This is a genomic window from Aeoliella sp. (assembly GCF_965227375.1).
GTDB lineage: Bacteria > Planctomycetota > Planctomycetia > Pirellulales > Lacipirellulaceae > Aeoliella.
Window position 1 is genome coordinate 3,165,147 of sequence record NZ_CBDDFX010000001.1, and the last position, 25,147, is coordinate 3,190,293.

Annotated in this window: 18 protein-coding genes; 15 read left to right on the top strand and 3 right to left on the bottom strand. The window is 60.1% G+C overall.

The genetic code is table 11. The features are described 5' to 3' along the window. Positions 1–8: 8 nt before the first annotated feature. The 7 genes from ACQK2L_RS12785 (at position 9) to ACQK2L_RS12815 (ending at position 10,393) form a co-directional block, all read left to right on the top strand. Positions 9–881, top strand: a complete 873-nt coding sequence (locus tag ACQK2L_RS12785; RefSeq protein WP_425397364.1) for a hypothetical protein — start codon at positions 9–11, stop codon at positions 879–881. Positions 882–1,011: 130 nt separating this feature from the next. After that, complete coding sequence (locus ACQK2L_RS12790; protein WP_425397365.1) at positions 1,012–2,877, top strand: DUF7453 family protein; 1,866 nt, start codon at positions 1,012–1,014, stop codon at positions 2,875–2,877. A 120-nt stretch (positions 2,878–2,997) separates the two neighbouring features. After that, the gene (locus ACQK2L_RS12795) at positions 2,998–4,797 is read left to right on the top strand and encodes a hypothetical protein (RefSeq protein WP_425397366.1); all 1,800 of its coding nucleotides are present in this window, start codon (positions 2,998–3,000) and stop codon (positions 4,795–4,797) included. 200 nt (positions 4,798–4,997) lie between these two features. Next, complete coding sequence (locus tag ACQK2L_RS12800) at positions 4,998–5,960, top strand: lytic polysaccharide monooxygenase (RefSeq protein ID WP_425397367.1); 963 nt, start codon at positions 4,998–5,000, stop codon at positions 5,958–5,960. A gap of 305 nt (positions 5,961–6,265) precedes the next feature. Next, complete coding sequence (locus ACQK2L_RS12805) at positions 6,266–8,569, top strand: hypothetical protein (RefSeq protein ID WP_425397368.1); 2,304 nt, start codon at positions 6,266–6,268, stop codon at positions 8,567–8,569. A 455-nt stretch (positions 8,570–9,024) separates the two neighbouring features. Then, entirely contained in the window at positions 9,025–9,297 is a 273-nt protein-coding gene (locus ACQK2L_RS12810; protein WP_425397369.1) for a MoaD/ThiS family protein, read from the top strand. Positions 9,298–9,301: 4 nt separating this feature from the next. After that, the gene (locus tag ACQK2L_RS12815) at positions 9,302–10,393 is read left to right on the top strand and encodes a WD40/YVTN/BNR-like repeat-containing protein (RefSeq protein WP_425397370.1); all 1,092 of its coding nucleotides are present in this window, start codon (positions 9,302–9,304) and stop codon (positions 10,391–10,393) included. 6 nt (positions 10,394–10,399) lie between these two features. Here the strand turns inward: ACQK2L_RS12815 and ACQK2L_RS12820 are convergent, their stop codons facing one another. Further along, complete coding sequence (locus ACQK2L_RS12820; RefSeq protein ID WP_425397371.1) at positions 10,400–11,620, bottom strand: hypothetical protein; 1,221 nt, start codon at positions 11,618–11,620, stop codon at positions 10,400–10,402. A 232-nt stretch (positions 11,621–11,852) separates the two neighbouring features. On the opposite strand from ACQK2L_RS12820, the gene ACQK2L_RS12825 reads away from it, so the two are divergent. From ACQK2L_RS12825 to ACQK2L_RS12850, 6 genes are all read left to right on the top strand, one after another. After that, entirely contained in the window at positions 11,853–12,998 is a 1,146-nt protein-coding gene (locus tag ACQK2L_RS12825; protein WP_425397372.1) for a type IV pilus twitching motility protein PilT, read from the top strand. After that, a complete protein-coding gene (locus tag ACQK2L_RS12830; protein WP_425397373.1) occupies positions 12,998–14,836 on the top strand; it encodes an ATPase, T2SS/T4P/T4SS family in 1,839 nt (612 codons plus the stop codon). The genes ACQK2L_RS12825 and ACQK2L_RS12830 overlap by 1 nt, the downstream gene beginning before the upstream one ends. Positions 14,837–14,904: 68 nt before the next feature. After that, positions 14,905–15,495, top strand: coding sequence for a CvpA family protein (locus tag ACQK2L_RS12835; protein WP_425397374.1), 591 nt, complete (start codon positions 14,905–14,907; stop codon positions 15,493–15,495). A 65-nt stretch (positions 15,496–15,560) separates the two neighbouring features. Further along, on the top strand, positions 15,561–16,289 hold the full coding sequence (locus ACQK2L_RS12840; RefSeq protein ID WP_425397375.1) for a DUF4190 domain-containing protein: 729 nt from the start codon (positions 15,561–15,563) through the stop codon (positions 16,287–16,289). A 377-nt stretch (positions 16,290–16,666) separates the two neighbouring features. After that, on the top strand, positions 16,667–18,022 hold the full coding sequence (locus ACQK2L_RS12845; RefSeq protein WP_425397376.1) for a porin: 1,356 nt from the start codon (positions 16,667–16,669) through the stop codon (positions 18,020–18,022). A 251-nt stretch (positions 18,023–18,273) separates the two neighbouring features. Next, complete coding sequence (locus tag ACQK2L_RS12850; protein ID WP_425397377.1) at positions 18,274–18,975, top strand: hypothetical protein; 702 nt, start codon at positions 18,274–18,276, stop codon at positions 18,973–18,975. A gap of 15 nt (positions 18,976–18,990) precedes the next feature. Here the strand turns inward: ACQK2L_RS12850 and ACQK2L_RS12855 are convergent, their stop codons facing one another. Further along, positions 18,991–19,827, bottom strand: a complete 837-nt coding sequence (locus ACQK2L_RS12855) for a dimethylarginine dimethylaminohydrolase family protein (RefSeq protein ID WP_425397378.1) — start codon at positions 19,825–19,827, stop codon at positions 18,991–18,993. Positions 19,828–19,967: 140 nt separating this feature from the next. Next, the gene (locus tag ACQK2L_RS12860; RefSeq protein ID WP_425397379.1) at positions 19,968–21,218 is read right to left on the bottom strand and encodes a TIGR00300 family protein; all 1,251 of its coding nucleotides are present in this window, start codon (positions 21,216–21,218) and stop codon (positions 19,968–19,970) included. 153 nt (positions 21,219–21,371) lie between these two features. Here ACQK2L_RS12860 and ACQK2L_RS12865 point away from each other — a divergent pair, with 153 nt between their 5' ends. Together ACQK2L_RS12865 and ACQK2L_RS12870 are read left to right on the top strand one after the other, a co-directional pair. Next, on the top strand, positions 21,372–22,379 hold the full coding sequence (locus tag ACQK2L_RS12865; protein ID WP_425397380.1) for a hypothetical protein: 1,008 nt from the start codon (positions 21,372–21,374) through the stop codon (positions 22,377–22,379). Positions 22,380–23,084: 705 nt separating this feature from the next. Further along, positions 23,085–25,142: a PrkA family serine protein kinase gene (locus ACQK2L_RS12870; protein ID WP_425397381.1), complete on the top strand. Its 2,058-nt coding sequence runs from the start codon at positions 23,085–23,087 to the stop codon at positions 25,140–25,142. Positions 25,143–25,147 lie beyond the last annotated feature (5 nt).

Here is a 25,147-nt window from a genome sequence, read left to right on the forward strand (position 1 = left end):
GCCCGAGAGTGTCCCCTCTCGCCCTTGGACTTGCGTTTGCAATCGCGTGGACCTTCAGCTCACTGAGCCCCGCCGCTACGCTGCACACCGACGACTTCGAGTCGGGCATGATGGACTGGACGTCTGGTGCGCAGATCACTCGACCGGAAGACGGTGGACCAACCGGGGCGGGCGATGCACACTTGCTGGTCAGCACTACGTTTCACTTGGCGACTCACAACAGCGCGAGCGATTGGACGGGCGACCTTGCTGCCATAAACGCCACGCGCGTGATGGCCGACCTGATGGTGCCCGTCGGTGAGTCGCCACTCGAGATGCGCCTGGTGCTGTTCGCATCGGGCAACGTCCGGACCGCCGCTCGCTGGGTATCGACCACGGCCAACAACGTGCCAGCCGATGGCGTGTGGCGTACCTACGAGTTCTCGCTCGCCGAGGACGCCCTCGCCCGCCAACTCGGCTCGGGCACTTACACCGAACTGATGGGCGGTGTCCAGCGAGTCATGTTGCGACACGGCGCCGCACAAGCGGGCGGCGAGTTCGTCCAAGGGTCACTCGGCATCGACAATGTCACGCTCGCCAGCACGCCACAAGTTCTGGCCGGCGACTACAACGACGACGGCCTGGTGAACCTCGCCGACTACACCCTCTGGCGAAACAACCTCGGCGCCGCCACTGGCACGCTCGAAAACGACATCGACGGAGGCACCATCGGCGCGGCGCAGTACCTTACCTGGAAGGCGGAGTTTGGCAACGACGCGCCGGGTCTCGCAGCGTCGCAAATTCCCGAGCCGAGCGGGGTGTTGTGGTGTGTCGCTGGTGGAATGATGCTGCTGTGCGGCGCCACGCGGCGATACCAGCACGCGACGCAGCTTGATTCCTAGCAGTTTTCTGCTAATCCTGTTCAATGCGATGGGCCCGCGGTGTACTTCGCACCCCCTCTCGCCTGGGTTACAATTCTAAGCGTCGGACTATAGTTGGACGTTCCGTGAATTGCACCAGGGTTAAAGACGCATGAATATGGTCTGGACGAGGTGTGGTGTACTGGTTTGCTTGGCCGTGGTCGGATCGCCTGTCTTCGCACAGTCGCTGCGGACCGTTGCCTTCACTGGGCTTGCTGCCCAGAACGGATTGGGCGGCGAAGGCACCTACGGCGGGTTCGGCACTTCGACCATCAACAATGATGGACAAGTTGCTTTTCTGGCTCAATACGTTCCCGATGTCGGCGCGCCAGCCGTTGCCATATGGTCCGAAGGCGGGGGCGTTGGTCCCCAGTTGGTTGCGGCCGACGGATATCCTGCAGCCGGGGTCGTCCGCGGAGCTTACGCCAGTCTCTCCTCGGCGTTGCCGTTCATTAACGACGCCGGGCAGGTTTTGTTTCGCGGCAACTTGCAGGTGGGCGCGGGGGGAGTGACCACCGCCGACAACTCCGGAGTGTGGATCGCGGATGCCGGTCAGCAGCCCTCGCTCGTCCTGCGCGAAGGCGACCCCGTGCCCGACAGCGCGACGACGTTCGGCGAGCAGACGGGAGTCATCGATCGCAATTTCGCCAAGTTCAATGCAGCGGGTGTGGCGACCGTGCATCATCGCCTTCCGAACACCGGCAGCAGCGCGAACGACTTTGGCATTTGGATCGAAGCCATTGGCCAGCCAACGCAGACGATTGCGCGCGAAGGTTTCCAGGCCGCCGGCTATCCTAGTGGCAGTGCGTACTACAGCAGTCTGGCTGCGTCGCCCACGCTCAACGACAACGGAATCGTCGCCTACTACGGGACGACTACCAATTTTCCGGGGCAGCCGGCCACCGACGAAGCAATCTGGATGGGCACGCCCGGCAATGTCCAGCGTATCCTGCAAGGTGGAGACGCTGCCCCGGGGCTCCCTGGTGCGTCGTTCGTCGATTTGGAGACTCCGAGCATCAACAATGCTGGAGGCTATGCGTTTGTTGGGTTCACCGATACCGATGTCGCCGGCGTTTGGGCAAGTCGAACCGGTGGACCGCTGCAACTGCGCTACAGTGGCTACGAACAGCCGTTTCATTCGCATGGCACCGAAGCAATCGAGCAGTTTGGCAGCGTTTACCTGAACGCCGCGGGCGATGTCGCGTTTCGAAGCCAAACGCTGGATCGTCCCGGTGGCACCAACGATGTCGATCTCAATACGAACCAAACCCTGTGGGCCGATAGTGCCGACGCCGGGCTACGGCTTATTGGTCGCGAGGGAGACCACCCGGTCGGAACGCCCGAAGGAGTCGAGTTTGCCGGATTCTTCGACCCCGCAATCAACGCCGCCGGACAAGTAGCTTTTCTGGCAGAACTGCGAGGCGACGACGTTGTGTTCCAAAACAACCAGGCGCTCTTCGTCGAAGACACTAACGGTGTGCTGCACTTCGTGGCTCGCAAAGGCGAAACGATCGACGTCGACGACGGCCCTGGTGTCGACGAGCGAACAATCGCCGCCTTTGGGTTTTGGAATGGTTCGGGCAACGAGGATGGATTGCGAAGTAGCTTCAACGACTCAGGCCAATTGGTATTCAGCGCCGCGTTCACCGACGGGACTGGCGGAGTGTTTGTTTCGAGTCTGGTCGCTACAGCCACCGGCACGCCCGGCGACTTCAACGGCGATGGCCTGGTGAACCTCGCCGACTACACCCTCTGGCGGAACAACCTAGGCGCCGCCGACGACGCGGTGATCAACAACGCCGGCGACGGCCTGCCGGGCGTCGACTCAACGGACTACGAGGTGTGGAAGTCGCACTTTGGCCAGAGTGATTCCGCCGGCGTCGAATCGGCTCGCGTGCCGGAGCCGAGCACGCTCGCCCTCCTGATGCTTGCCATTCTGTACGGCGTGCGGCGACGTTCGGCCACTGTGCGATTTTGACGTAGCTCAAAGAAACACACTACACCCCGCCCACAAGCTCGCGATTCTCGGCTATACTCAGAGCTATCTCCAGCGTCCATCCGCGCCGCCGACAGGCGGTGCCCACAGGGGGTAGTTAACTTGTTTCGCCGAGCATTCGTTCTAGTCTGTCTGATCTCCCTGGCGCGCGCTTCGCTGGGAGAGATTGCTTGGAGTGGGGACGTGGATCCGGAGGATCCGACAACGTGGCAGAGCACTGACAATGGGTATGTTGGCAAGACAGCCGATGGGGGTATTACAGTCTCAAGTGGTGCAGTTCTCCCCTCGAGTTCAGGGTATGTCGGGGACGAGGCTGCAGCCACAGGCACTGCGACGATCACAGGAACTGGATCTCATTGGAATAACAGCGGCGCTCTTTCTATCGGTCGTTTTGGCGACGGTATACTTAACGTCGAAGATGGCGGACTGGTTACCAGCGCGGCAGGCCTCCTGGGCGTGGAAGTCGGTGCGACAGGCGCGGCGATAGTTTCAGGATCAGGCTCGCAGTGGAGCAGCGACCATTATCTGTATGTCGGATTTGCGGGCGACGGCGCTCTGACTGTAGCGGACGGGGGAGAAGTCACGACTGCTACACTGTGGGCCTCGCTGGACGATCTCCACGGCAACGGTACCATCATTGCAACCGAAGGTGCGGTACTCGATGCAGATCTGCGATTCGACGCTTCTGGTGGAACCCAGGCGATTGCTACTTTTGGCACCGGAGGGACGTTGAGTGTCACCGCAAACGGTGGCACGCTCGGCGCGGGATATAAGAGTTGGGGTTCGTTGACGATCGCAGATGGAGTCGAGGTTACATCTTCCTCCGGGCATATCGGCCGTTGGCCGGAAGCAATGGGGATCGCAACGGTTACGGGAACCGACTCCCATTGGACCATCCAAAGCGACATGTTCTACATCGGCGGTGGAGGCAATGGCGCGCTCAACGTCGAAGCGGGCGGAACGGTTACCTCCACCATCTCCTACATAGGTGGAGGGTCGCGTTCTACTGGTGTGGCGACGATCACAGGTTCAGGCTCTCAATGGAACAGCAATCGGCTTTACATCGGCCGTTTCGGCAGTGGCTCACTGAACGTTAAAGAGGGCGGACTGGTTACCAGCAAATCCGGCGAAGTCGGTCCAACAAGCACCGTAACGATCACCGGAAGCGGTTCCGAATGGAGTATGGTTGATGGACTTATCCTTCGAGGTCCTCTGAACGTCGAGGCCGGCGGACGGATCTCAAGCGAAAGCGGCTTTCTAAGTTCGACGAGCGCAAAGGTCATCGGAAGTGGTTCGGCATGGAGTCTCCTCGAGGAGCTTGATGTCGATGGTTCTTTGAGCATCGCACGGGGAGGCTTAGTAACTGTCGCGGGTGAATTGTCCACCAACCACGGTGCATACCTCAACATGACCACCGGCGGCATGCTCGCCCTGTTCGGAGAAGCTGACGACTCCATCACTCAGTTCCTCAACCTCTTCCAAGGCACCGACGCTATCCGCTACTGGTCCGCCGACCTCGTCGACTGGGCGCCCATCACCGATGCAACGTACGGCGACGACTACACGCTCGAGTACCTCACCACCGGTGACCTGGCGGGTTACACGGTGCTCACGGTGGGCGAAGTGCCTACGTCCACGCCCGGCGACTTCAACAACGATGGCGTCGTGAACCTCGCCGACTACGCGCTCTGGCGCAACAACCTCGGCGCGGCCGACGACGTGGTGATCAACAACGCCGGCGACGGGCTGCCGGGCGTCGACTCGGCGGACTACGAAGTGTGGAAGTTGCACTTTGGCGAGAGTGATTCCGCCGGCGTCGAAGCGGCTCGCGTGCCGGAGCCGGGTGGGGTGGTTCTTCTGATCGCGATGCTTTCGACGTTGGCATGCGTCGCGCGCCGATAGCGAGTTGCCCTACTTGTACGATCACTTCGGTCCGTATCTGTCAAGTAAATTGCGTGCCACGTAAAACTGGATGCAAGCGGGAATAGTCTGTCTCTGCTATTCCGAAATCACTCCTCGATTCCTTGTCGTGACGCGGCGAGGTTTCGCTAGCGGTTATCTGGTCCAAGGCGATTTCTGGGCACTATCTACTGGAGCACGAAGTGAGACACCATTCGAATTTGAGCATGTTGGTTGTGGTGGGGTTGGCGGCATGGGTGAACGCATCGGTTGCTATCGGTCATGGCACTGCTATATCGCCGAGCAGTCGTGTCTACGAAGTCTATTCCAGCAATCCGGAGAATCCAAACTTCGAGTTGGCTGAGAACGCGGTGGACCTTGATGGCAAACAATCTTACTACACATGGAACGAGGTCTCGCGGAACATTCCGGATGCAGTGCAAGCAGGCTTGCCAGAAGCGTTCGACTACTCGCCTTGGGTGCCGGATGGAGCACTGGCCAGCGGGGGCAGGACGGATGCCAATTCCTCCGACTACCCGAGAACCTACGCGGGGCTTGATCAAGTGAGTGCCGATTGGCCGACAACGCTCGTGTCGCCTGGCGAGTCGCTGGAGGTGGATTTCTACGCCCCGGCGGTGCATGAGCCGAGCGTCTGGGACGTGTGGATGACCACCGCCGACTGGTCGCCCGACTCTCCACTCAACTGGGAGCAAATGGAGTTCCTCGGACGGCCTGACCCGGTCTTGGAAGGCAATCACTACTTCTTTGATGTCACGATTCCTCAAGATCGATCAGGTCATCACGTACTCTGGATAGCCTGGCAACGGGACGATCCGGTAGGCGAAGTCTTCTTCTCCACTTCCGACCTGATGATCGCGGCCACCGGCGCGCCCGGCGACTTCAATGGCGATGGCCTGGTGAACCTCGCCGACTACACCCTCTGGCGCAACAACCTCGGCGCGGCCGACGACGCGGTGATCAACAACGCCGGCGACGGCCTGCCGGGCGTCGATTCAGCGGACTACGAAGTGTGGAAGTCACACTTTGGGGAGGGGAACTCGGCAGCCAGCGAATCGGCTCGCGTGCCGGAGCCGACCACGCTCGCCTTGCTGATGCTTGCCATTCTGTACCGCGTGCGGCGACGTTCAGCTACTGTGCGAATCTGACACCGCTCAAAGAAACACCCTACTCCCGCCCACAAGCACGCGATTCTCGGGTATACTCGGTGCCATCGATAGCATCCATTCATCCCGCTGGCAGGTAGTGTTTTCCTGGTATTTTCATGCAGCGCCATTTTACTGCTTTGCTGTTGCTTCTGCTGTTCTATCCATCCTTGGGGCAGGCGGCGAAAGTTTCCTCTGGGGATGTGAGTCCAGCCGATATTGATAGGTGGTTTGGTTTCGACGACGTATATATCGGCGAAAGTTCCGACGGAACGATTAATGTCAATGGCGGAAGCGATATAGATTCCATGTCTGGTTATATTGGTTTTCAATCAGAGGTGTCGGGTTCGGCAACGATTTCCGGCGCGGGCTCCACATGGGGTAATTCCAGCAATCTATATATTGGCTACTCAGGTGAAGGAACGCTGCGAGTGGCAGATGGGGGAAGAGTCGACAATCTCAATGGTTACGTTGGGTACTCTTCAGGTTCCACAGGCATAGCAACAGTGACAGGTTCTGGCGCGTTATGGAGGAACTTCACAGCATGCTACGTGGGTCGAGAAGGGAATGGGGCGTTGTACGTAACAGATGGCGCAGCGGTCTACAATCCGGTTAGCTATGTTGGCGATTCCTTCGGATCCACTGGATCAGTTACGGTTGCCGGTTCTGGTTCCTTGCTGGAAAACACCAGCGACTTCTACGTGGGTCGAGAGGGCAGCGGGATACTCCAAGTATCAATGGGAGGAATGGTCAGCAACAGCTATGGCTATCTAGGGCACGGTCCAGGGTCCACTGGCTCAGCTATTGTAACCGGAGCCGACAGCCAGTGGACCAGCAGTTTCTCGCTGTACGTTGGCAACGAGGGCAGCGGATCGCTGGTTGTCTCTGCGGGGGGGCAAGTGAGCAGCTTGGGTGGCCATCTCGGAAGGGAATCGGGTTCAACAGGAATGGCGACCGTCACAGGCGTCGGCTCTCAGTGGAATAGCGTCGGCTCACTCTCCGTCGGTCGCGAGGGTAGCGGGTCGCTCCTCGTAACGGCAGGTGGTGTCGTTACCAACGCCGACGGCGATGTCGGGTATTTGCCTGGGGCCACGGGTACAGCGACCGTCACCGGTGCCGGTTCCCAATGGAACAGCACCGGCACGATATCGATCGGTTCTGAGGGTAGCGGATCGCTGCTGGTGTCTGCGGGCGGACAGGTTAGCAGTACATCTGGAATACTTGGGTACTCTGTGGGCTCATCGGGTTCCGCCATCGTCACCGGCGCTGGCTCTGAGTGGATGTGCAGCGGTGAACTCGGCATTGGTCGGGACGGCCACGGGACACTAACCGTTGACGATGGCGGACAAGTCACAGCCGGCACGCTCTTCGCTTCCCTGGATGACCTGTATGGCAATGGAACGATCTATGCTACCCAGGGTGCAGTACTCGATGCTAACTTGCAATTCGATGCCTCCCATGGCACGCAGGCAATTACCAGCTTTGGCTCGGGCGGCACACTAGGCGTTACCGCGGATGGTGGCTACTTAGGTGTGGGATATAAAGACCAGGGCAGTCTGACCATCACCGGCGGAGTCACCGCAAGCAGTGCGGATGGCTACTTGGGAGTAAACATCGGTTCAATTGGCGAGGCCACGGTTTCTGGCGTTGGCTCTCAGTGGAACAACAGCAACGACCTCACCGTCGGCGACCGGGGCAAAGGGATCCTCCGCATCGAGGCAGGCGGACAGGTCCATAACGCCTTTGGCAATGTCGCCAACCGAGTAGATTCAACGAGTTCTGTCACAGTCACCGGGATTGGCTCGTATTGGGAAAACAGAACATTTCTATCAGTCGGTGCTTCTGGTCACGGGACGCTCCAGGTAGAAGCGGGCGGACTAGTCAGCAGTCGAAATAGCGCACTTGGGTTCTTTTCACAGGCATCGGCATCGACAACGGTTACTGGTACTGGCTCTCAATGGAACAACAGCGGCGGTCTGCGCCTTGGCGAAGAAGGGAGTGCGACGCTTGAAATATCTAGCGGCGGATTGTTACGCATTGGTGGTGAACTGACGATCGACGCCGACCTCGACCACGATTCCTTCCTCAACATGACCACCGGCGGCATGCTCGCCCTCAACGGCGAAGCCGACGCTTCTATCAACGACTTCCTCGACCTCGTCCAAGGCACCGACGCCATCCGCTACTGGTCCACCGACCTCGCCGATTGGGCCCCCATCACCGATGCGGTCTACGGCGACGACTTCACCCTCGAATACTTCACCACCGGCGACTTGGCGGGCTATACGGTGCTCACGGTTGGCGAAGTGCCCACGTCCACGCCTGGCGACTTCAATGGCGATGGCGTCGTGAACCTCGCCGACTACACCCTCTGGCGGAACAACCTCGGCGCGGCCGACGACGCGGTGATCAACAACGCCGGCGACGGCCTGCCGGGTGTCGACTCGGCGGACTACGAAGTGTGGAAGTCGCACTTTGGCCAGAGCGATTCTGCCAACGTGGAAGCGGCCGGGGTACCGGAGCCGGGTGGGGTGGCCTTGCTGCTCGTGGCTCTCTTGGCAGTCCTGCGGTGTCAAAAAACTCTATTGAAATCGCACCCAAAGATGGTCTAATAGGGGTGCGTGTCATTATGTACAGTTGTGTGATTTGGTGGCCCAATAGCCGACGAGCTACGCCTCGTCGGTAGCAAGCGTCGCGATGACGCACGATTGCGGAGCGATCGGCCACTATCGAGTTTTGGGCCACCCATTGGGTTTTGGGCCAACTCTTAAACATGCGGGGAACAACGCGGAGGGTTTTGTCGCACCCCCCGAATGGTTTGGTCGAGAAAACAAGGGGCTTTTGCAACGTAAGGCGACCAATGCGGCTGGGGTTTTGGGCCAATGGATGGAAATCGGGGGAATTGGCCCAAAACTCCGTGGCAGAACGGTCGATCTGACGTCGTTGAAATCGACTAGCCAAAGAGGTCGCTGCTCGGCGTTGGTCGCGGGTGAAAATGCTCGACGGGTGCGGGGGCAACGGGTACGCTTTTGGCTGGATTGTGGCAAGCAAGAATAGAGGCGAGCAGATGCAGGTTCGTGTTCAACTTCCCAGCATGCTTCAGGCGGAGTGCGGTGTCGGCGAACTGACCGTCGCGGCGAGCACGGTCCGCGAAGCGCTCGATGCGATTGCTGCGGTGCGGCCCGACGTGTACCGCTGCGTGTGCGACGAGACGCATGCGGTGCGGCGGCACATGAATGTGTTTGTGAACGACGCGATGGTTTCGAAGACGGCGGGGCTCGACGAGCCGCTTGCCGAGGGCGACGAACTTTCCATTTTTACGGCCGTTTCCGGAGGATAGCACGATGGCGGATCGAGTACTGCTGGCGATTGGCACCAAGAAGGGGCTGTTCATCGCCGAGGCGGGCAAGGGGCGTGGTCGGTTTTCGCTCCGTGGGCCGTTCGGACCTGGGGTTTCGGTCTACTCGGCGCTCGTCGACACGCGCCGCTCCGCCCGCGTTTTGGCCTCCAGTTGCCATGCGTTCTTCGGGATGAAGCTAATCGTCTCGACCGACGGAGGGAAGAAGTTCAAAGAGACCAAAAGCGCGCCGGCGTTCCCCGAGAAGGACGGTCGGGCATTGGGCAACATCTGGTCGCTCGAAACGGGCGCTGGCAAGCGAGACCTGTGGGCCGGCGTCGAGCCCGCTTCGCTGTTTCATTCTGGCGATGGGGGCAACTCCTGGGAGATGGTCGCGGGCATCAGCAACCACAAGCACTCCAAAAAGTGGCAGCCGGGCAACGGTGGCCTTTGCATGCACACGATCATCCGCGACGGCGAGCGGATGCACCTCGGCATTTCGACCGGCGGGCACTACCTGAGCGAAGACGGCGGGCAGACATTCAAGGCGGCCAACAACGGAGTGGGCGCTGGCTTTGTGCCCGACCCTTACCCGGAGTTCGGCCAATGCGTACACAAGATGGCCCGCCACAACGACGCGCCGGGCCGCTTGTACATGCAAAACCACGGCGGCTGGCCCGATCGTCCCGGCATCGGCGTGTTGCGCAGCGACGACCATGGCCAGTCGTGGTACTCCATCGCCGAGGGGTTGCCGAGTGACTTTGGCTTCCCGATTGTCGTCCACCCGCACGATCCTGACACGGTGTACGTGGTGCCGCTGGAACCGATGACGCGAACCTGCCCCGACGCGCGGCCGGCCGTGTGGCGCTCGACCAACGGCGGCAAGAAGTGGCGGCGACTCACCAAGGGGCTGCCGAAGAAAGACAGCTACTTCACGGTGCTCCGCGACGCGATGACCGTGGACGAACTCAAGGACCCCGCGGTGTACTTTGGCAGCACCACGGGCCAACTGTGGATGGGCCACGACAGCGGCGACGAGTGGACGTGTTTGTTCGACTCGCTGCCGCCGATCAACTGCGTGAAGGTGGCGGTGGTGTAGCGTCGGTCATTCGTCGAAGTCGGGAATCGGCGGCGGCGGTGAGTCGTCGTAGATGCCGACCCACTCGGCGCACCAGTTGGAATCGAAGAACTGAATCCACGACCGGCGGGGAACGTTGCCCGCCTGCAGCACTTTTCGGATGACGTCGATTGCTCGATCCAAGTCGGTCAGCGCGAGGTCGACATAGGAGTATCGCAGCCCGGTACCTCCGCCCATGTGGCAGCCGAGCTTCGCCGGAATGAGCGCCGCGTTGAGGGCGTCTTCGATTTCCGACTTGTCAGCAAACTTCTCTTCGTCCAACCCCTCTGAACCATCGAGTTTGACATAACAGAACGTCTCGCCAACAGAGCTGAACCGTGCAGAGTCGAACACTCCACCTTGATGAGCAGCCGTCCACATGGGTGGGTTGGCCGAGAAACCTACGAACAAGTCCTGCTGTTCGCAGTAGTCGTCTTGCTGGTCAGGCTCGAGTTTCCAACCCGTCCACTCCGCAGAATCGACCCAGTCGTAATGTGGCGTGCGTGGCAACTGATCGTGCAAGCTTCCGATTGCCGCGTGCACCGTATCGTGCATTCGATCCAGAGGTATCAAACTCTTCGCTTCAGACTGTTTGCCGAGAAACGATCCGAGTACGCCTTGTTTCTTCAGCGGAGCAACGTCGATGTAACCGATCCAGTTGTCGAGCAGTTCTTCGCCGAGCAATGTCTCAGTGATCACGAATGCAGCGTGCCGCGATTGTTGGTCCTCGCTCGACGGGATCGTGGGAGAGAAATAGCAAAGGTCGATCCGATTCAACTCTCCGATTTGAACTTGCACCTGGTAGTCTTCAGGTTCGAACCCCACTCGAGCCTCGACCGTCGGGCCAACCATATCGACTGGCTCGGCCAGGCGGTGTCCGTAGAATTCCCAACCTGGAATTGTTGGTGCCTTGTCCAGGATGGTCTCGGTGAGAGGACGCAGGTGCCGGGCCGACTCGGGCGTGATGACCAGGCGATGACCGTCGCAATCCACGGCCGGGCCGTATTCCCACATCAATTGAGGATGAATCGCCTGCAGGTTGCTGGCCATCCAGTTGGGCAGGTCCCACTGGTCCTCCCGCTTGAAAAGCCGCTCGAGCCGCGGCGCTTGGTGGGCGAATGCCTCCCACCAGCGGTCGATTCGCTCTTGCACCTGGCCGCGATGATTGAGGTCGGCGGGCGAGTGGGGGTCGGAGAACTGCCAACGCATGGGAATTGCCGTAGGTTTAATGAACGAACTTGTCTGCAGATTGTAACCAATCCTCGCGAGGCGGGGACGTCAGGTGGGGCGGGTAGCATCAGTTTTCCGCTTTGCACGGTGGCCTTTTTCTCCCCCCGGGGTGTCCACTCGCGGGGGGGTTCTGTGTAAACTAGAGGTTTCCCCACCGGCCAGGCGGCTGTGGGGGTGGTAACGGGACTTTGCATTACAGGATCCTCCTTCCATGGCTGAGCATGACGACGTCAAAAGTAGTCTCATGCACGTGCGACCCAATTTGGAGGTCGACAAGCTGTTTCGCGCTTGTGTGAAGCTCGAGGGCAGCGACTTGCACCTGAAGGTTGGCAAGCCGCCGATGGTCCGCGTCGACGGATCGCTTCGGCCGATGAACCGTGGTGTGATCAGCGATGAAGAGATGGTGCAGCTTTGCTACCCGCTGATGAACGAGCGGAATCGCAAGATCTTCGAGCGGGACGGCGGGGCCGACTTTGCGCACACCTGCGACGTGGACGGCACCGTGTGGCGGTTCCGCGTGAACCTGTTGCAGCAGCTCGGCCACATGGGCATGGTCGCTCGGCGGGTGAGTAGCTGGATTCCTGACTTCGAGGGACTCAACCTCCCGCCGGGTATGGAGAATCTGTGCACCTACGATCAGGGCATGGTGCTGCTGGCGGGTGTGACCGGTTCGGGCAAGAGTACCACGATCGCCTCGATGCTGAACTGGATCAATCGACGGTATCGCAAGCACATCCTCACGCTCGAAGATCCCATCGAGTTTGTGTTCACCGAAGACAAGTGCTTGATCAACCAGCGCGAGATCGGGTTGGACGTCGTCGACTTCGAAGTCGGCATGAAGCACGCCGTGCGTGAAGATCCCGACGTGATGCTGGTGGGCGAGATGCGTGACAAAGAGACGTTCATGACCGCCATCCACGCGGCCGAGACCGGCCACTTGGTGTTCGGTACGATCCACGCTTCGAGTGCAGCGACCACCATCGGTCGTATCCTCGACTTGTTTCCCCAGGAGATGCACAGCGCGCTGCGGAGTGCGATTGCCTTCAACATGAAGGGTATCGTCGCACAGAAGCTGCTCAAAAGTATCAAACCTGGCGTGGGGCGGGTGCCAACGGTGGAGATCATGACTTTCACGCCGACGGTCCGCAAACTGATCTTGGAAGAACAGGACGAGAAACTGCCCGACGCCATTCGCATCGGCTCGGAAGACGGCATGCAGGATTTCACGCAGAGTTTGAAGAAGCTGGTAGACAACGAGTTGATTGATCGCACCGTGGCAATGGAAGTTGCCCCGAATCGCGAAGCATTGAAGATGGCACTCAAGGGTATCGACGTAGCGCAAGGCGGAATTCTCTGATGCAGCGACTCATTTGGTTATTATTCATTGCGTTGGTGGTCGGTTTGGCAGGGCCAACCGCGCCTGTGGCCTTCGCCCAGGAAGAAGAAGCTCAGCCAGCCGAGGGCGGTGAAGCTGGCGACCAGGCCGACGACGGTGCCGACAACGCCGATGGCGAAGAAGCGGCTGGTGGCGATGCCGCCAAGCCTGCGGCCGGCGCCGTTTGGACCAAAGCCCAAATGAACGCCAAGCGTGGGCCGGCGTTTCTTAGTTGGCTCAAGCTGATCCCGGTCATTTTGCTGGTGCTGCTCTGGATCGTCACGGCCGATTGGGTGAATCGCAGCTCGCAACGCCACGGCCTGGGTTACGGCAAGTGGAATCCTATTATCTTCTTTCCGTTCGTGCTGGCCTTGCTGTTGCTGGTGATGGTTCCGATCTACGCGGTAGGCATTGGAGCACTGACGCTTGCGTACCTGGTGCCATTCATCATGTATACGGTGGCTCACAACAAGTCGGTCGAGACGCACGAGAAGGTCTTCACGGCCGATTGGTTCAGGTACATCACCGGCCGAGGCGAGCCGATGGCCGATTACGAGAAAGGCGCGCCCGTCGACCTGTCGGCCTTCGGTGGCGACGACAAGACCAATCAAGGCAACCTGATCACCGCCCGCCAGTCGCCTGGCTATCTGCTCGTCAAAGAGATGATTGCCGATATGGCGACGCGTCGCAGCGACCGCATGGTGCTCGACTACATGCAGGGCGGGGTGAACGTGAAGCACCTGATCGACGGCGTCTGGCACAACGGCGAGGGCCGCGATCGCGAGAGTGGCGACGTAATGCTGGCTGTGATGAAGCAACTCGCCAATCTCGACATCACCGAACGACGCCAAAAGCAAGCCGGCCAGTTCGGCGCCAAGTACGAAGGCGTGCAGTACCTGTGCCCCTTCGTCAGCCAGGGCGTGAAGACCGGCGAGCGAGTGCTACTGGAGATGCTGGGCGGTGCACAGACCAAGCTATTGACGTACGACGATCTTGGCATGCGGGAGAAGATCAAAGCCCGGTGGGAAGAACTGATGGCCCTGGACGAAGGGGTGTTGGTCATTGCCGCTCCGCCCGAAGGGGGACTCACCACGCTGACCGACGTGTCGATTCTGGAGACCGACCGTCTGATGCGCGACTTCGTAGCGATCGAGGACGTGCACCATCCCGAACGCGACATGGAAAACGTCGCCCTGAGTACTTTCGACAGCAAAAAAGGGGAAACACCCGCCACGTTGCTTCCCCAGTTGATTCGCACTTACCCCAACGTCTATATCGTTCGCGATCTGGTGGATCGCGAATCGGCCAAGATTCTGCTGGGCGAAGTGCAAGACAATCACCTGCTAATCACCACCGTGCCGGCCATGGAAGCGGCCGAGGCGATGCTTCGCGTGCTGCAAAAGAAGGTGCCGCAGAAGGAGTTTGCCGAGAACCTCACGGCCGTGCTTTGCACCCGCTTAATTCGCAAGCTGTGCAACGAGTGCAAGATTGGCTTCGAGCCGACTCCCGACATGCTGAAGAAGCTCGGCCTGCCACCCGGCAAGGTGCAGCAACTGTATCGCACGCCCAAGCCCGAAGAACTCGAAAAGCCGTGCCTCAACTGCAACAACGTGGGTTACGTCGGACGCACTGGGTTGTTCGAGCTGCTGGTGGCGGATGACAAGGTCCGCGAGGTGCTCATCAAGCAACCGAAGCTCGACCTGCTGCGCAAGGCAGGCCGACTGGCCGGCATGCGGACCTTCCAGGAGGAAGCCATTCTGCTGGTCGCCAAAGGCGTGACCAGCATCCCCGAGGCCCAACGCATCCTCAAAGGAGCGTAAGCTTCCGCAATATCCTACAACCTCGTTGCTAACTTCCCCGACCCCCGAATCCTGACCCCTCAAAAACCATGTGGCTTTACTACGTGATCATTGGCGCCGTGTTCTTTACGACCGTCGCCATGTGTGTTCAGCAAGGGCTGTGGAACAACACCATAACGGTGATCAACATCCTGCTGAGCGGATTGATTGCCTACGGTTTCTACTCGCCACTGGCGAAGCTCATCGCCGATAAGGGAGGCGATAGTTACGCAGCCCTGTTGGACTTTGTGGCGATCTGGCTGATTTACGTCATTGCGTTCGTGGTGCTGCAACGGATCTGTGCCGCTAACCTGTCGAAGACCAAAATGCGGTTCAAGCATCCCATCGATCCAGTGGGTGGTCCCTTGATGGCCATCGTCGCCGGGTGGTTGATGGCCGGCATCGTGGGAGCTAGTCTAATTGCAGCGCCCTTCGACGACGACATCTTCGGCGGCGCCTTCCTCGAGAGTGGCCGCTCCCCGCTCGTTAACCCGGACGTGGTGTGGCTGAACATGGCAGAGAGCATGATGGCGCCTGAGAATATGGGCAGCGGCAAGGCAAGCTTCACCCAAGGAAAGTACATCAAAGAGTTCAATCAGCAGCGCGAAGGAGTGAGCAAGCAGGAGAACCTGCGATCGTAGAAGAGAAGATTTGCCGATTGGGCAAGCGGCGAGCATTGGCGAGTGCGATGGAGCGTTAAGAGATAATGAGTCACACCACCGAGGCCACGGGCAACGACCCGTATGTGAGCGACGACGTCCAGGCGGTCGCCGAATACCGATCTGTGAGTGTGCTGGCAATCCTGGCCACCGTGTTGGGGGTCTTATCGGCCTCGGCCCTGGTGACGCCTTCGCTGTTGATTGTCCCGCTGCTGGGCATCATCTTCTCCCTGCTGGCATTGTGGCGCATTGCTCGCAGCGGGGGGCAGCAGGTTGGCCGTTCGCTGGCGCTGGTGGGGCTCGCCTTGTCGCTGACCATTGGTTCGGGCGTGTACGTTCGGGGGATGGTGCAGCAGCATCTGCTGGCCGGCGAGGCTCAGGAGTGGGCCAGCGAGTGGTGCCAACTGGTCATGGATGACGAACTGATCACGGCGCTCGAGCTGACCGTTGCACCGGATGGCCGGCGCCCGTTCGACGAGTCGCTCAAGCAGCACTACGCCACCGACGAAGCCGCCATCAAGCGGCTGGAAGAGTTCGAGGAGGAAGAACTGGCCACCGTGCTCCGCGATGCCCCAGAGGGATCGAAGATCGTGCCGGGCGACGTGCTGGTCGCCCCTCGCGATCGTGGAACCTTCGAGGTGCTGCAGCAATTTGAGTTGGTCCCACCCAGCGGCGCCGGGAACCCCGTGAGATTTCGCGTGCAGGTCAGGCGGGTGCAATTGAAAGGGATCGGCGGCAGCGCCTGGTACCTGACCGAGCAGTCGATGGGCTGGTAGTCTTTCTCCCATCTGCAAAGAGATGGCAGGCGCAAACGCAGCCGCCTGGTGTCGCCCAAGCCCGCAAAGTTTCCCTGGCTTATCTGACTGGATGGCCCTCTGGCGGGGGCTATCCGCAGCGTGTTTCTCGTTCGCGCGGCTTTATCTGTACAGGCCGCACAGCTTACCACGATTGTGGCAGTTGTCGCAGATTCTTGTCCAAGTTGCCATGGTGGCGATGCATGCCGACGGGTGCGGGCGTCGATATGTTCAGCGAGGCGGTTTTGTCGTTAGCGCGAACTACGACCCGCCTGCGGCGTAGTTCGCCGTGGAATACTCCCCCGTTTTCGTAGGCATCCGACGAATGCCGCGATAGTCCCCGAAGAAGGAGTCTTAAAGTGAACGTTGTGAAATGGACGATGGGCTGTGCCTTGATCGCCATGAGTGCCGGACCGGCGCTTGGGCAGTCGGCGGTCCAAACGGCATTCAACTACGACCTCACGGGCTACGAGTGCGGCGAGCCTGCCTGTGGCTGTGAGGAACCGAGCTGTGGATGCGAAGATGCTGGATGTTGTGATTCTGGTTGCTGTGGCGATTCGTGCTGCGGCGACTCATGTTGCTCGAGCTGCTGTTGCGACAGCGGCTGCTGCCTGGGCGACTGCCTGGGCGACTGCTGCCTGGGTGATCCCTGGGCTCTGATGGACTGCATCGATCCTTGTGGTTGCTGCTCCATCACCATGGGTGGTTGGACTCAAATGGGTTACCACAGCGACAACACCCGTTTGTCGTTCCAGCCGAACGATCTGCTGGCCTTCAACGACCAGCCGGACCGGTTGAACCTGCACCAACAATGGCTGTACATCGAGAAGGTTGCCGAAGCTGGCGCTTGCAGCGCTGACTGGGGTTTCCGCTTCGACATCATGTACGGTACCGATGCTCAAAAGACCCAGTCTTTCGGCAACGACAGCCCTGTGTGGGATGCTTCGGCCGGTTTCGACCACGGATCGTACGGTTGGGCTATGCCTCAAGCTTATGTTGAGGTTGCTTCTGGCGACTGGAACGTGATCGCTGGTCACTTCTTCACGCTGGTTGGCTACGAAGTAGTTACCGCTCCGGACAACTTCTTCTACAGCCACGCTTACACCATGTTCAACAGCGAGCCGTTCACCCACACCGGTGTGCTGGCGACCTACAGCGGCCTGGACAGCGTTGAGCTGTACGGTGGTTGGACCGCTGGTTGGGACACTGGCTTCGATCAAGCTTTCGGTGGATCCACCTTCCTGGGTGGTTTCTCGACCAGCCTGACCGACGACGTCGCCCTGACCTACATCCTCACCGCTGGCAACTTCGGTCTGCGTACCGCTGGTGCCGATGGCTACAGCCACAGCGTTGTGGTTGACGCTACGCTGAGCGACAGCTTGAACTACGTGTTCCAGAGCGACTTGGTAAGCTACAACGACACCGCCTCGGGTGGTGCTGGTGGAGCTCAGGTCGGCATCAACCAGTACTTGTTCTACACCATGAACGACTGCTGGGCTGCTGGTGCTCGCTTCGAATGGTGGAAGAGCGACGGCATTGTTGCCGCCGACGACTCCACCTCGGTCTACGGCCTGACCTACGGCCTAAACTACCGTCCGCACGCCAACGTGGTTCTTCGTCCAGAAGTTCGCCACAACTGGCTGCCGGCCGAGACGGCCTTCGGTGCCGAGTTCGACCAGACCGTGTTCGGTGTTGACTGCATCTTGACTTACTAAGAGAAACCGCCAGCCTACGGCAACATGATCCGCCCACGCGACTGACCCCCGCCAACGGTTGGCACTCTCTTAAGAAACCTACAGACCGGGGCCCTTCCTTGTGAAGGGCCCCGGTTTTTTTGTGCGCAGAGCAAACCTCCTGAGGGAAGGACACCCTACGGCGTGGCTCGATTGTTGGCGCACGCTCCAGGCTCGGGTAATCTTCGGGGAGACAAAGCCTCTTCCCGAGTCCTGAAGCCCAAGGAGATGTGATGGCCGAGCAAGAATCCGAGCTTGCAACCATGCGTGGCGTGGGATCCTTCGAATACAACGGCTCGTCGGTGTTCGTCGATGCCGACGTGGAGGCTGTGAGCGCGGCGCTCGCCCAGCACCGCGGCGCCAGCGCGCCAGAAGTGGACGTTGCCGGCAGAGAGGTCGAACTGACCAAGCAGTGTTTCTTCGTCTTTCGATTCGCCGGCCATCGTTGGAGTCAGGTGATTGGCCGCGAAAGCTATTCCGACGCCATGAATCCCTTTATGGGTGGCAGCTTCGATCCCGAAGCACTCAAAGCCGAACTGGCCACGCATCTCAACAAAGACGACGCGGTTGCCCTATCCAAGCAGCTAGGCACGAAGGTCCTGTACTACCAGGTTAGCGATACGGCAGGTGCGCTCGGCTACACGTTGTACGACAACGGCAACGAAATCGAACACCTGGAGGTCGGCGAGAACTACGACGAGGAAGGGGAGAGCGAAGACATGCTCGAGTTTTCCTCTGCCAGTGGCGAGAGTGGTCCCGCTGACGAAGGCGAGGCCTACGATTGGGTCGACGCGCTGTTCAAGCGACTGGATTGTTTCGAGCCAGGTGTCGCCTTCAAGCACTTTGTCGGCTACATCCAGCACAAGCCCGGCGACAAGGTCACCATCAATGACCCTGAAGGCCAGTTCGAGCGGGTCGACTTCGTGGCCGAGTGAGCGCCAGGCGTGCGACTACCACGCGGCCGCTTCTTCGCCATCGAGTCGCAGCGTAAGGCACTTCGCGCTGCCGCCCGCTTTGACAAACTCGTCCAAAGGTGTAGCGGTCGTCGTGTAGCCGCGCGACGCCAGTCGTTCGTGCAGCTTTGGGCAGCCGGTGTTGGTAAACACGTGCTGTCCGACCACTACCGCGTTGCAGGCGAACCGCTCGGCTTCTGCTTGCTCGACCTCGATGAGGTTCGCGACCGCGCCTTCGATCGCCCGGCGGCCGTACTCGTCGAACGCCGGCGGGTACCAGATGGCTTCGTCCTCCGATAACGGACAGAAGCAGGTGTCGAGGTGATAGTACCGCGGATCGACCAACTCGACTGGAATCACCCGCACGCCCAGGATTGCGCCAATCTGCTGGTGGCAGGTGGCGTCGCTACGCATGCGGTAGCCGGCGAACAGGGTGTCGCCGCAGAACAGCGCGTCGCCCGCCCCCTCGAAGTCGTACCCGCCCCCTTGGTCGGGCGGGGCGAAGTCGACGATCTCAAACCCATGCTCTTCGAACCATGCACGAAACACCGGTGACTCGCCTTGCCGCTGGGGATGCCGAAACCGCGACACCAATACGCGGTTCTCATACACCAGCCCGGCGTTGGCCGTGAATACCAGGTCGGGCAGGCCCTTGCGCGGCTTGACTAACTCGATGGCGATGCCAGTCGACTTCAGGTGCTCGAACAGCCCATTCCACTGCTGCTCGGCCACCGCGTGATCGGCCGCCACTTCGACGTTCATCCACGGATTGATCTCGTACTCAATACCAAAGTACGTCGGCTGGCACATGAGTATCGTGGGAGGGCGTTGCATAGGTTGGTCTGTCATAAGTTTCACTACTGCAGTGTCAACACGAATCGCAACGTTCTAGCGTCCTGTCAGAGTTCATCCGTGGCTAATTCTGAGTTCCGCCCATTTGGCCAGCGCTGACGCATCTTGTACCGAGTTTCTACTTAGCTCTGTCCTGACAACTCGTCCAGTTCCGCCAAGAGTGACCGGAAGAACGGTTCGACGTCGGTCACCAGGCCTACGGTCTGGAAGCTGCCGCGGTCGGCCAGTTTAATGACCGTCGAAGGGTTGATGTCGACGCACACTACTTTCACCCACGCGGGAAGCAGGTTGCCCACGGCCACCGAGTGCAGCATCGTGGCGACCATCAGGCAGAACGTCACGTCCTTTAGCCCAACGCGCATTTGTCGCTGAGCTTCCAAAGCGTCGGTCACCACGTCGGGCAGGGGGCCATCGTCGCGGATGCTGCCGGCTAGCAGGAATTCGACATCGTGTTTCACGCAGTCGTGCATGATGCCGCTGGTCAGCACTCCCTGCTCGACGGCGCCTGCGATGGAGCCCGCGCGGCGGATGCGGTTGATCGCCCGCAAGTGATGCTCGTGTCCGGCTTCGGCGATTTGCGCGTCTTGCACGTTCACGCCCAGGCTGGTGCCGAACAGCGATTGCTCGATGTCGTGCGTGGCCAACGCGTTGCCGGCGAACAGCTTTTGCAGGTAGCCGCGGCGGATGAGCTCGCTCACCAAAGGGCCACTGCCGGTATGAATGATCGCCGGACCGCCCACCAGCAGCGACTTGCCAGGACCGTTGCGATTCGCGAGCAGCGCTTGGGCAATCTCGCGGACCACCACTCGCTTGGGCTTCTCGGTGCTGACCGAACTGTTCATGAACGAGAACGCATGCCCAGCGTCTTGCCGCTCGAGCGGAAACACCCGCACGCCAGCGTGGCCGACCACTACCTGCATGCCACGCCGCACGTCGGTCATCGGCAGGCAGCGAGGTTGGCCGCTTTCGGAGTCGAGCACGACGCCGCAGTCCATCTCCTGATCGGCCACTTCGGTCCATTGGCCATCGAGCCGGATCTCTGTTCGCTGGTTGGTCGAGCTGTAAAACCCTTCCGGCAAGGCACCGTCGATGTCGGCCTCGACCAGTCGGCAGTCCTGCCCCGCAGTGGGCGTGGCGCCGTGGTCGGAGATCTGTGCCAGGATCTCGTCGAGCGTTTCCTGATCCTCGGCGTACACGCCCAGCACTGCGTGGCTGGGGTCGTGCCGGCCGCTGCCGATCGCGATCTGGCGGATTTCGAAGGTGCCACGGCCGGTGGTGACGGTGTCAAGCACCTTCGGCAGCAGCAAACTATCGATAATATGCCCGCGGAGTTCGACCTCTTCGACGAACTTCGATTTGCTATCTTGCTTCATGACGCAGCATCCGTGGGATTTCGGCTGGCTTTCGAGAATCGGCGTAACTACTTATACTGTCTGCTATTGGGCCAATTTCGGAAAGCCCGCTGGCGGCGCCCTCCTAGGGCGACCACCGGTTCGACTCTATCCATCACTCAGAAAACGACTTACATGGAATCCGGCGACCAACAGGACAAGTGGGCATCCCTGAACGAGAGTTTGGGCATCGAGCCGACCGCAGAACCCGAACCCGAGCAAACGCCGCCCCCGGCCGAAGCGCCCGTGGTACCGGTGGTCGAGCACCGCGCGCCGTCGCGTCCCGCCAGCGCGTGGGGCGAGCTGGCCGAGTCGTTTGGTTTGGAGGTCGAGGAGCCCGAGCCCGAACCCGCCGAGCCAGAACTCGTTGCCGAATTCGCGCCAGCCGAAGAAGCAGCGCCGGAGGAGGAAGTTGCCGAAGAGCAGCCAGCCGAGGTGGATACGAGGGACACCTCGGATGACACGCCCGATGAGCCAGTCGTCGAGCAGGTGATGGAAGTGACCGAGGTGGTGGCGGAGATTTCGATCACCGAAGATCCCGAAGTGCAGGAGGAAGAAGCCTCGGTCGAGCAACAGGCACCTAGCGAGCCAGCCGCCCCTTCAGGGTTTGGAGGTACCGGTTTGGCGCTTCCCGATTGGTTTCCCTTTGGTGGTCGCAAGAAGGCCCCGGCGCCGGAACCAACTGTCGAAGCGGAAGAGCCCGAAGTGGCTGAGGAGGAGCCGGCCGCAGACGCGGAGGCCGAGTCGCAGACCGAGAGCGAGGCCGCGGAGAAGTCCGAAGACCAAGAAGGCGATGGCGAGCGCCGCCGTGGTCGCCGCCGCCGCGGCCGTCGGCGCGGTCGAGGTCGCAAGCGGGAGACGTCCGAGGAGTCGGAAGAGGCCGCCGCCGAAGAGGACGATGATCTATCGGCAGAGCACGGCGACGAGTCGGACGATGCGGACGACGATGACACAAAGCCGGAAAAACGCGCGCGTGCGGTTTCGCACAAAAACATTCCGCCCTGGCAAGAGGCGATCGGCGTGGTTGTGGATGCCAACATTGCCGCTCGCGGCGAGCGAAAACGGTCGAGCCGTGGTCGCGGTGGCTCGCGTGGCGGCCGTGGGCGTCGGCGGAGCAGCGGCGGCGGCAAAAAAGAGAGCTGAGCGTCGCCCGCTCGTTTCAGGTTGCTCAAAAAGCGGTGTTTCCCCCTAAAATGTCCTACCGGGGTGGAAATTCGGATTTGCGTCAAATTGGCGATTCTTACGGTCCGTACGAATATCGGTGTTGCCGCGCCTGAAATTGCAAACAATACTTGAATTAGATGAGCAGGTGCGATTTGCTGCGGCAGGGATGTTCCCGCAAGCAAGTGAATCGCGGCCGCAAGCGAACCTTCGGCCGACACGCCCCCACCTTACCTTCTGCCGATCTTTGCCAACCTCGCCTTCGGCAGGTGATTTCGCGACACGCCGTGTTACTCCTCTTCGGTAGGACCGAAGCAGCGAGTCGTGCGACGGGAGCAAGCGAAGTCGCATGCTTCAGGTTCTATCGGGTGTACGCGGCGAGCAGCACTTCTCGCGGGGTTGAATGTCTATCCCCCGCCCGCTTCCCTGGCCGCACCCAACCGCAATGGACGCGCGTTGGCTCACCGCCCGATGGCCCCCGCTGGTCGCTACCCCTGCGCCTGCGCGGGCTGTAGGAACGAAGGTGTTGTCGGTTTGATTCGGCGCACGAATTAGGAGCAAACAGTCGCGACCGTCCGTCGGTTGCGTTGTATTCGTTGCTGGACAAATCCAAATCCGACTGCGTTTTAAATCGAACCCTACGACTCGCGATGATGCGAGCCTTTATACCTTCGGGAGTGTAGCAAGATGAGTGAAGGACGCACGATTATCGATCTGGTAGCTCAACGCCAGGATCGCGATCAGTTTCGCCGCAAGAACTGGATTGGTTCGTTCGAGGAGTACCTCGAAATCGTCCGCGCGAATCCCTTGGTCACGCGCACCGCTTATCAGCGGCTGTACGACATGATACTGTCGTACGGCGTGGACGTGGTGGAGTCGGGCCGCGAGAAGAAGAAGTACTACCGCTTCTTCGACGACCCGGACAACAACGGCAAGGACGCGGTGTTCGGCCTGCGCGGTTCGCTCGAAGGTTTGGTCAACGCGCTGGAAAGCGCGGCCAACGGCTACGGCATCGAACGCCGCGTGCTGCTGTTGCACGGTCCGGTGGGAAGCAGCAAGAGTACCATCGCCCGGTTGCTGAAGAAGGGTCTCGAACGGTATTCGGCTACCGACGAGGGGGCGCTCTACACGCTGGGGTGGGTTAGCGAGACTGAACCCGACAACCCCGACGCGATCGAGTGGTGCCCGATGAACGAGGATCCGCTGCACCTGATCCCCGAGCGATTCCGTGGCGAGGTGGAGAGCCGGCTGAACACCGGCCGCAGCGAGGACGAACCGCAGGTAAAGATCACCGGCGAGCTCGATCCGTTCTGCCGATTCATCTATCAGCAGCGCCTGAAGAAGTACGATGGCGACTGGACGCGTGTGATCCAGGATGTTCGCGTCAAACGGTTGATCCTTAGCGAAAAGGACCGTATCGGCATCGGTACGTTCCAGCCGAAGGACGAAAAGAACCAGGACGCCACCGAGCTGACTGGCGACATCAACTATCGCAAGATTGCCGAGTACGGCAGCGACAGCGACCCGCGGGCGTTCAACTTCGACGGCGAATTCAACATCGCCAACCGTGGTTTGATCGAGTTCGTCGAGGTGCTGAAGCTCGACGTAGCATTCCTGTACGACCTGCTGGGCGCTAGCCAGGAGCATCGCATCAAGCCGAAGAAGTTCGCCCAAACCGACATCGACGAGGTGATCATCGGTCACACGAACGAACCGGAGTACAAGCGGCTGCAAACCAACGAATTCATGGAAGCGTTGCGCGACCGCACGGTGAAGATCGACATTCCGTACGTCACGATCCTCGACAACGAAATCAAGATTTACGAAAAGGACTACAACAACAAGACGGTCAAAGGCAAGCACATCGCGCCGCACACGATCGAGATGGCCGCCATGTGGGCCATTCTCACGCGGCTCGAAGAGCCCAAGCACGCCGGCCTTACGCGGCTGCAGAAGCTCAAGCTGTACAACGGCAAGACGCTGCCAGGATTCACCGAGGAGAATATCAAGGAACTGCGCGACCAGGCCGTGAACGAGGGCATGCTGGGCATCAGCCCGCGGTACGTGCAGGACAAGATCTCGAACGCCCTGGTCGCTCACCCCGAGGCGAGAAGCATCAATCCGTTCATGGTGCTCAACGAGCTAGAGACCGGGCTGAAGCACCATAGCCTGATCAACAGCGACGAAACCAAGCAGGAGTACCGCGAACTACTGTCGGTGGTGAAGGAGGAGTACGAAAACATCGTGAAGAACGAAGTGCAACGTGCCATCGCCGCCGACGAGGACGCCCTCGCCCGATTGTGCGGCAACTACATCGACAACGTGAAGGCGTACACCCAGAAGGAAAAGGTGAAGAACGCGTTTACCGGTCAGTACGAGGAGCCGGACGAGCGACTGATGCGGTCGATCGAAGAGAAGATCGACATCCCCGAAAGCCGCAAGGACGACTTCCGCCGCGAAATCATGAACTACATCGCCGCGTTGATGATGGACGGCAAGACTTTCGACTACAAGTCGAACGAACGCTTGTACAAGGCGCTCGAACTCAAGCTGTTCGAGGACCAGAAGGACACCATCAAGCTCACCAGCCTGGTTTCCAACGTGGTTGACGCGGACACGCAAAAGAAGATCGACATCGTCAAAGACCGTTTGATCCGCAACTACGGCTACGACGACGAGAGCGCGACCGACGTGCTGAACTACGTAGCGAGCATCTTCGCGCGTGGCGATAGTAAGAAGGAGTAGAGAAT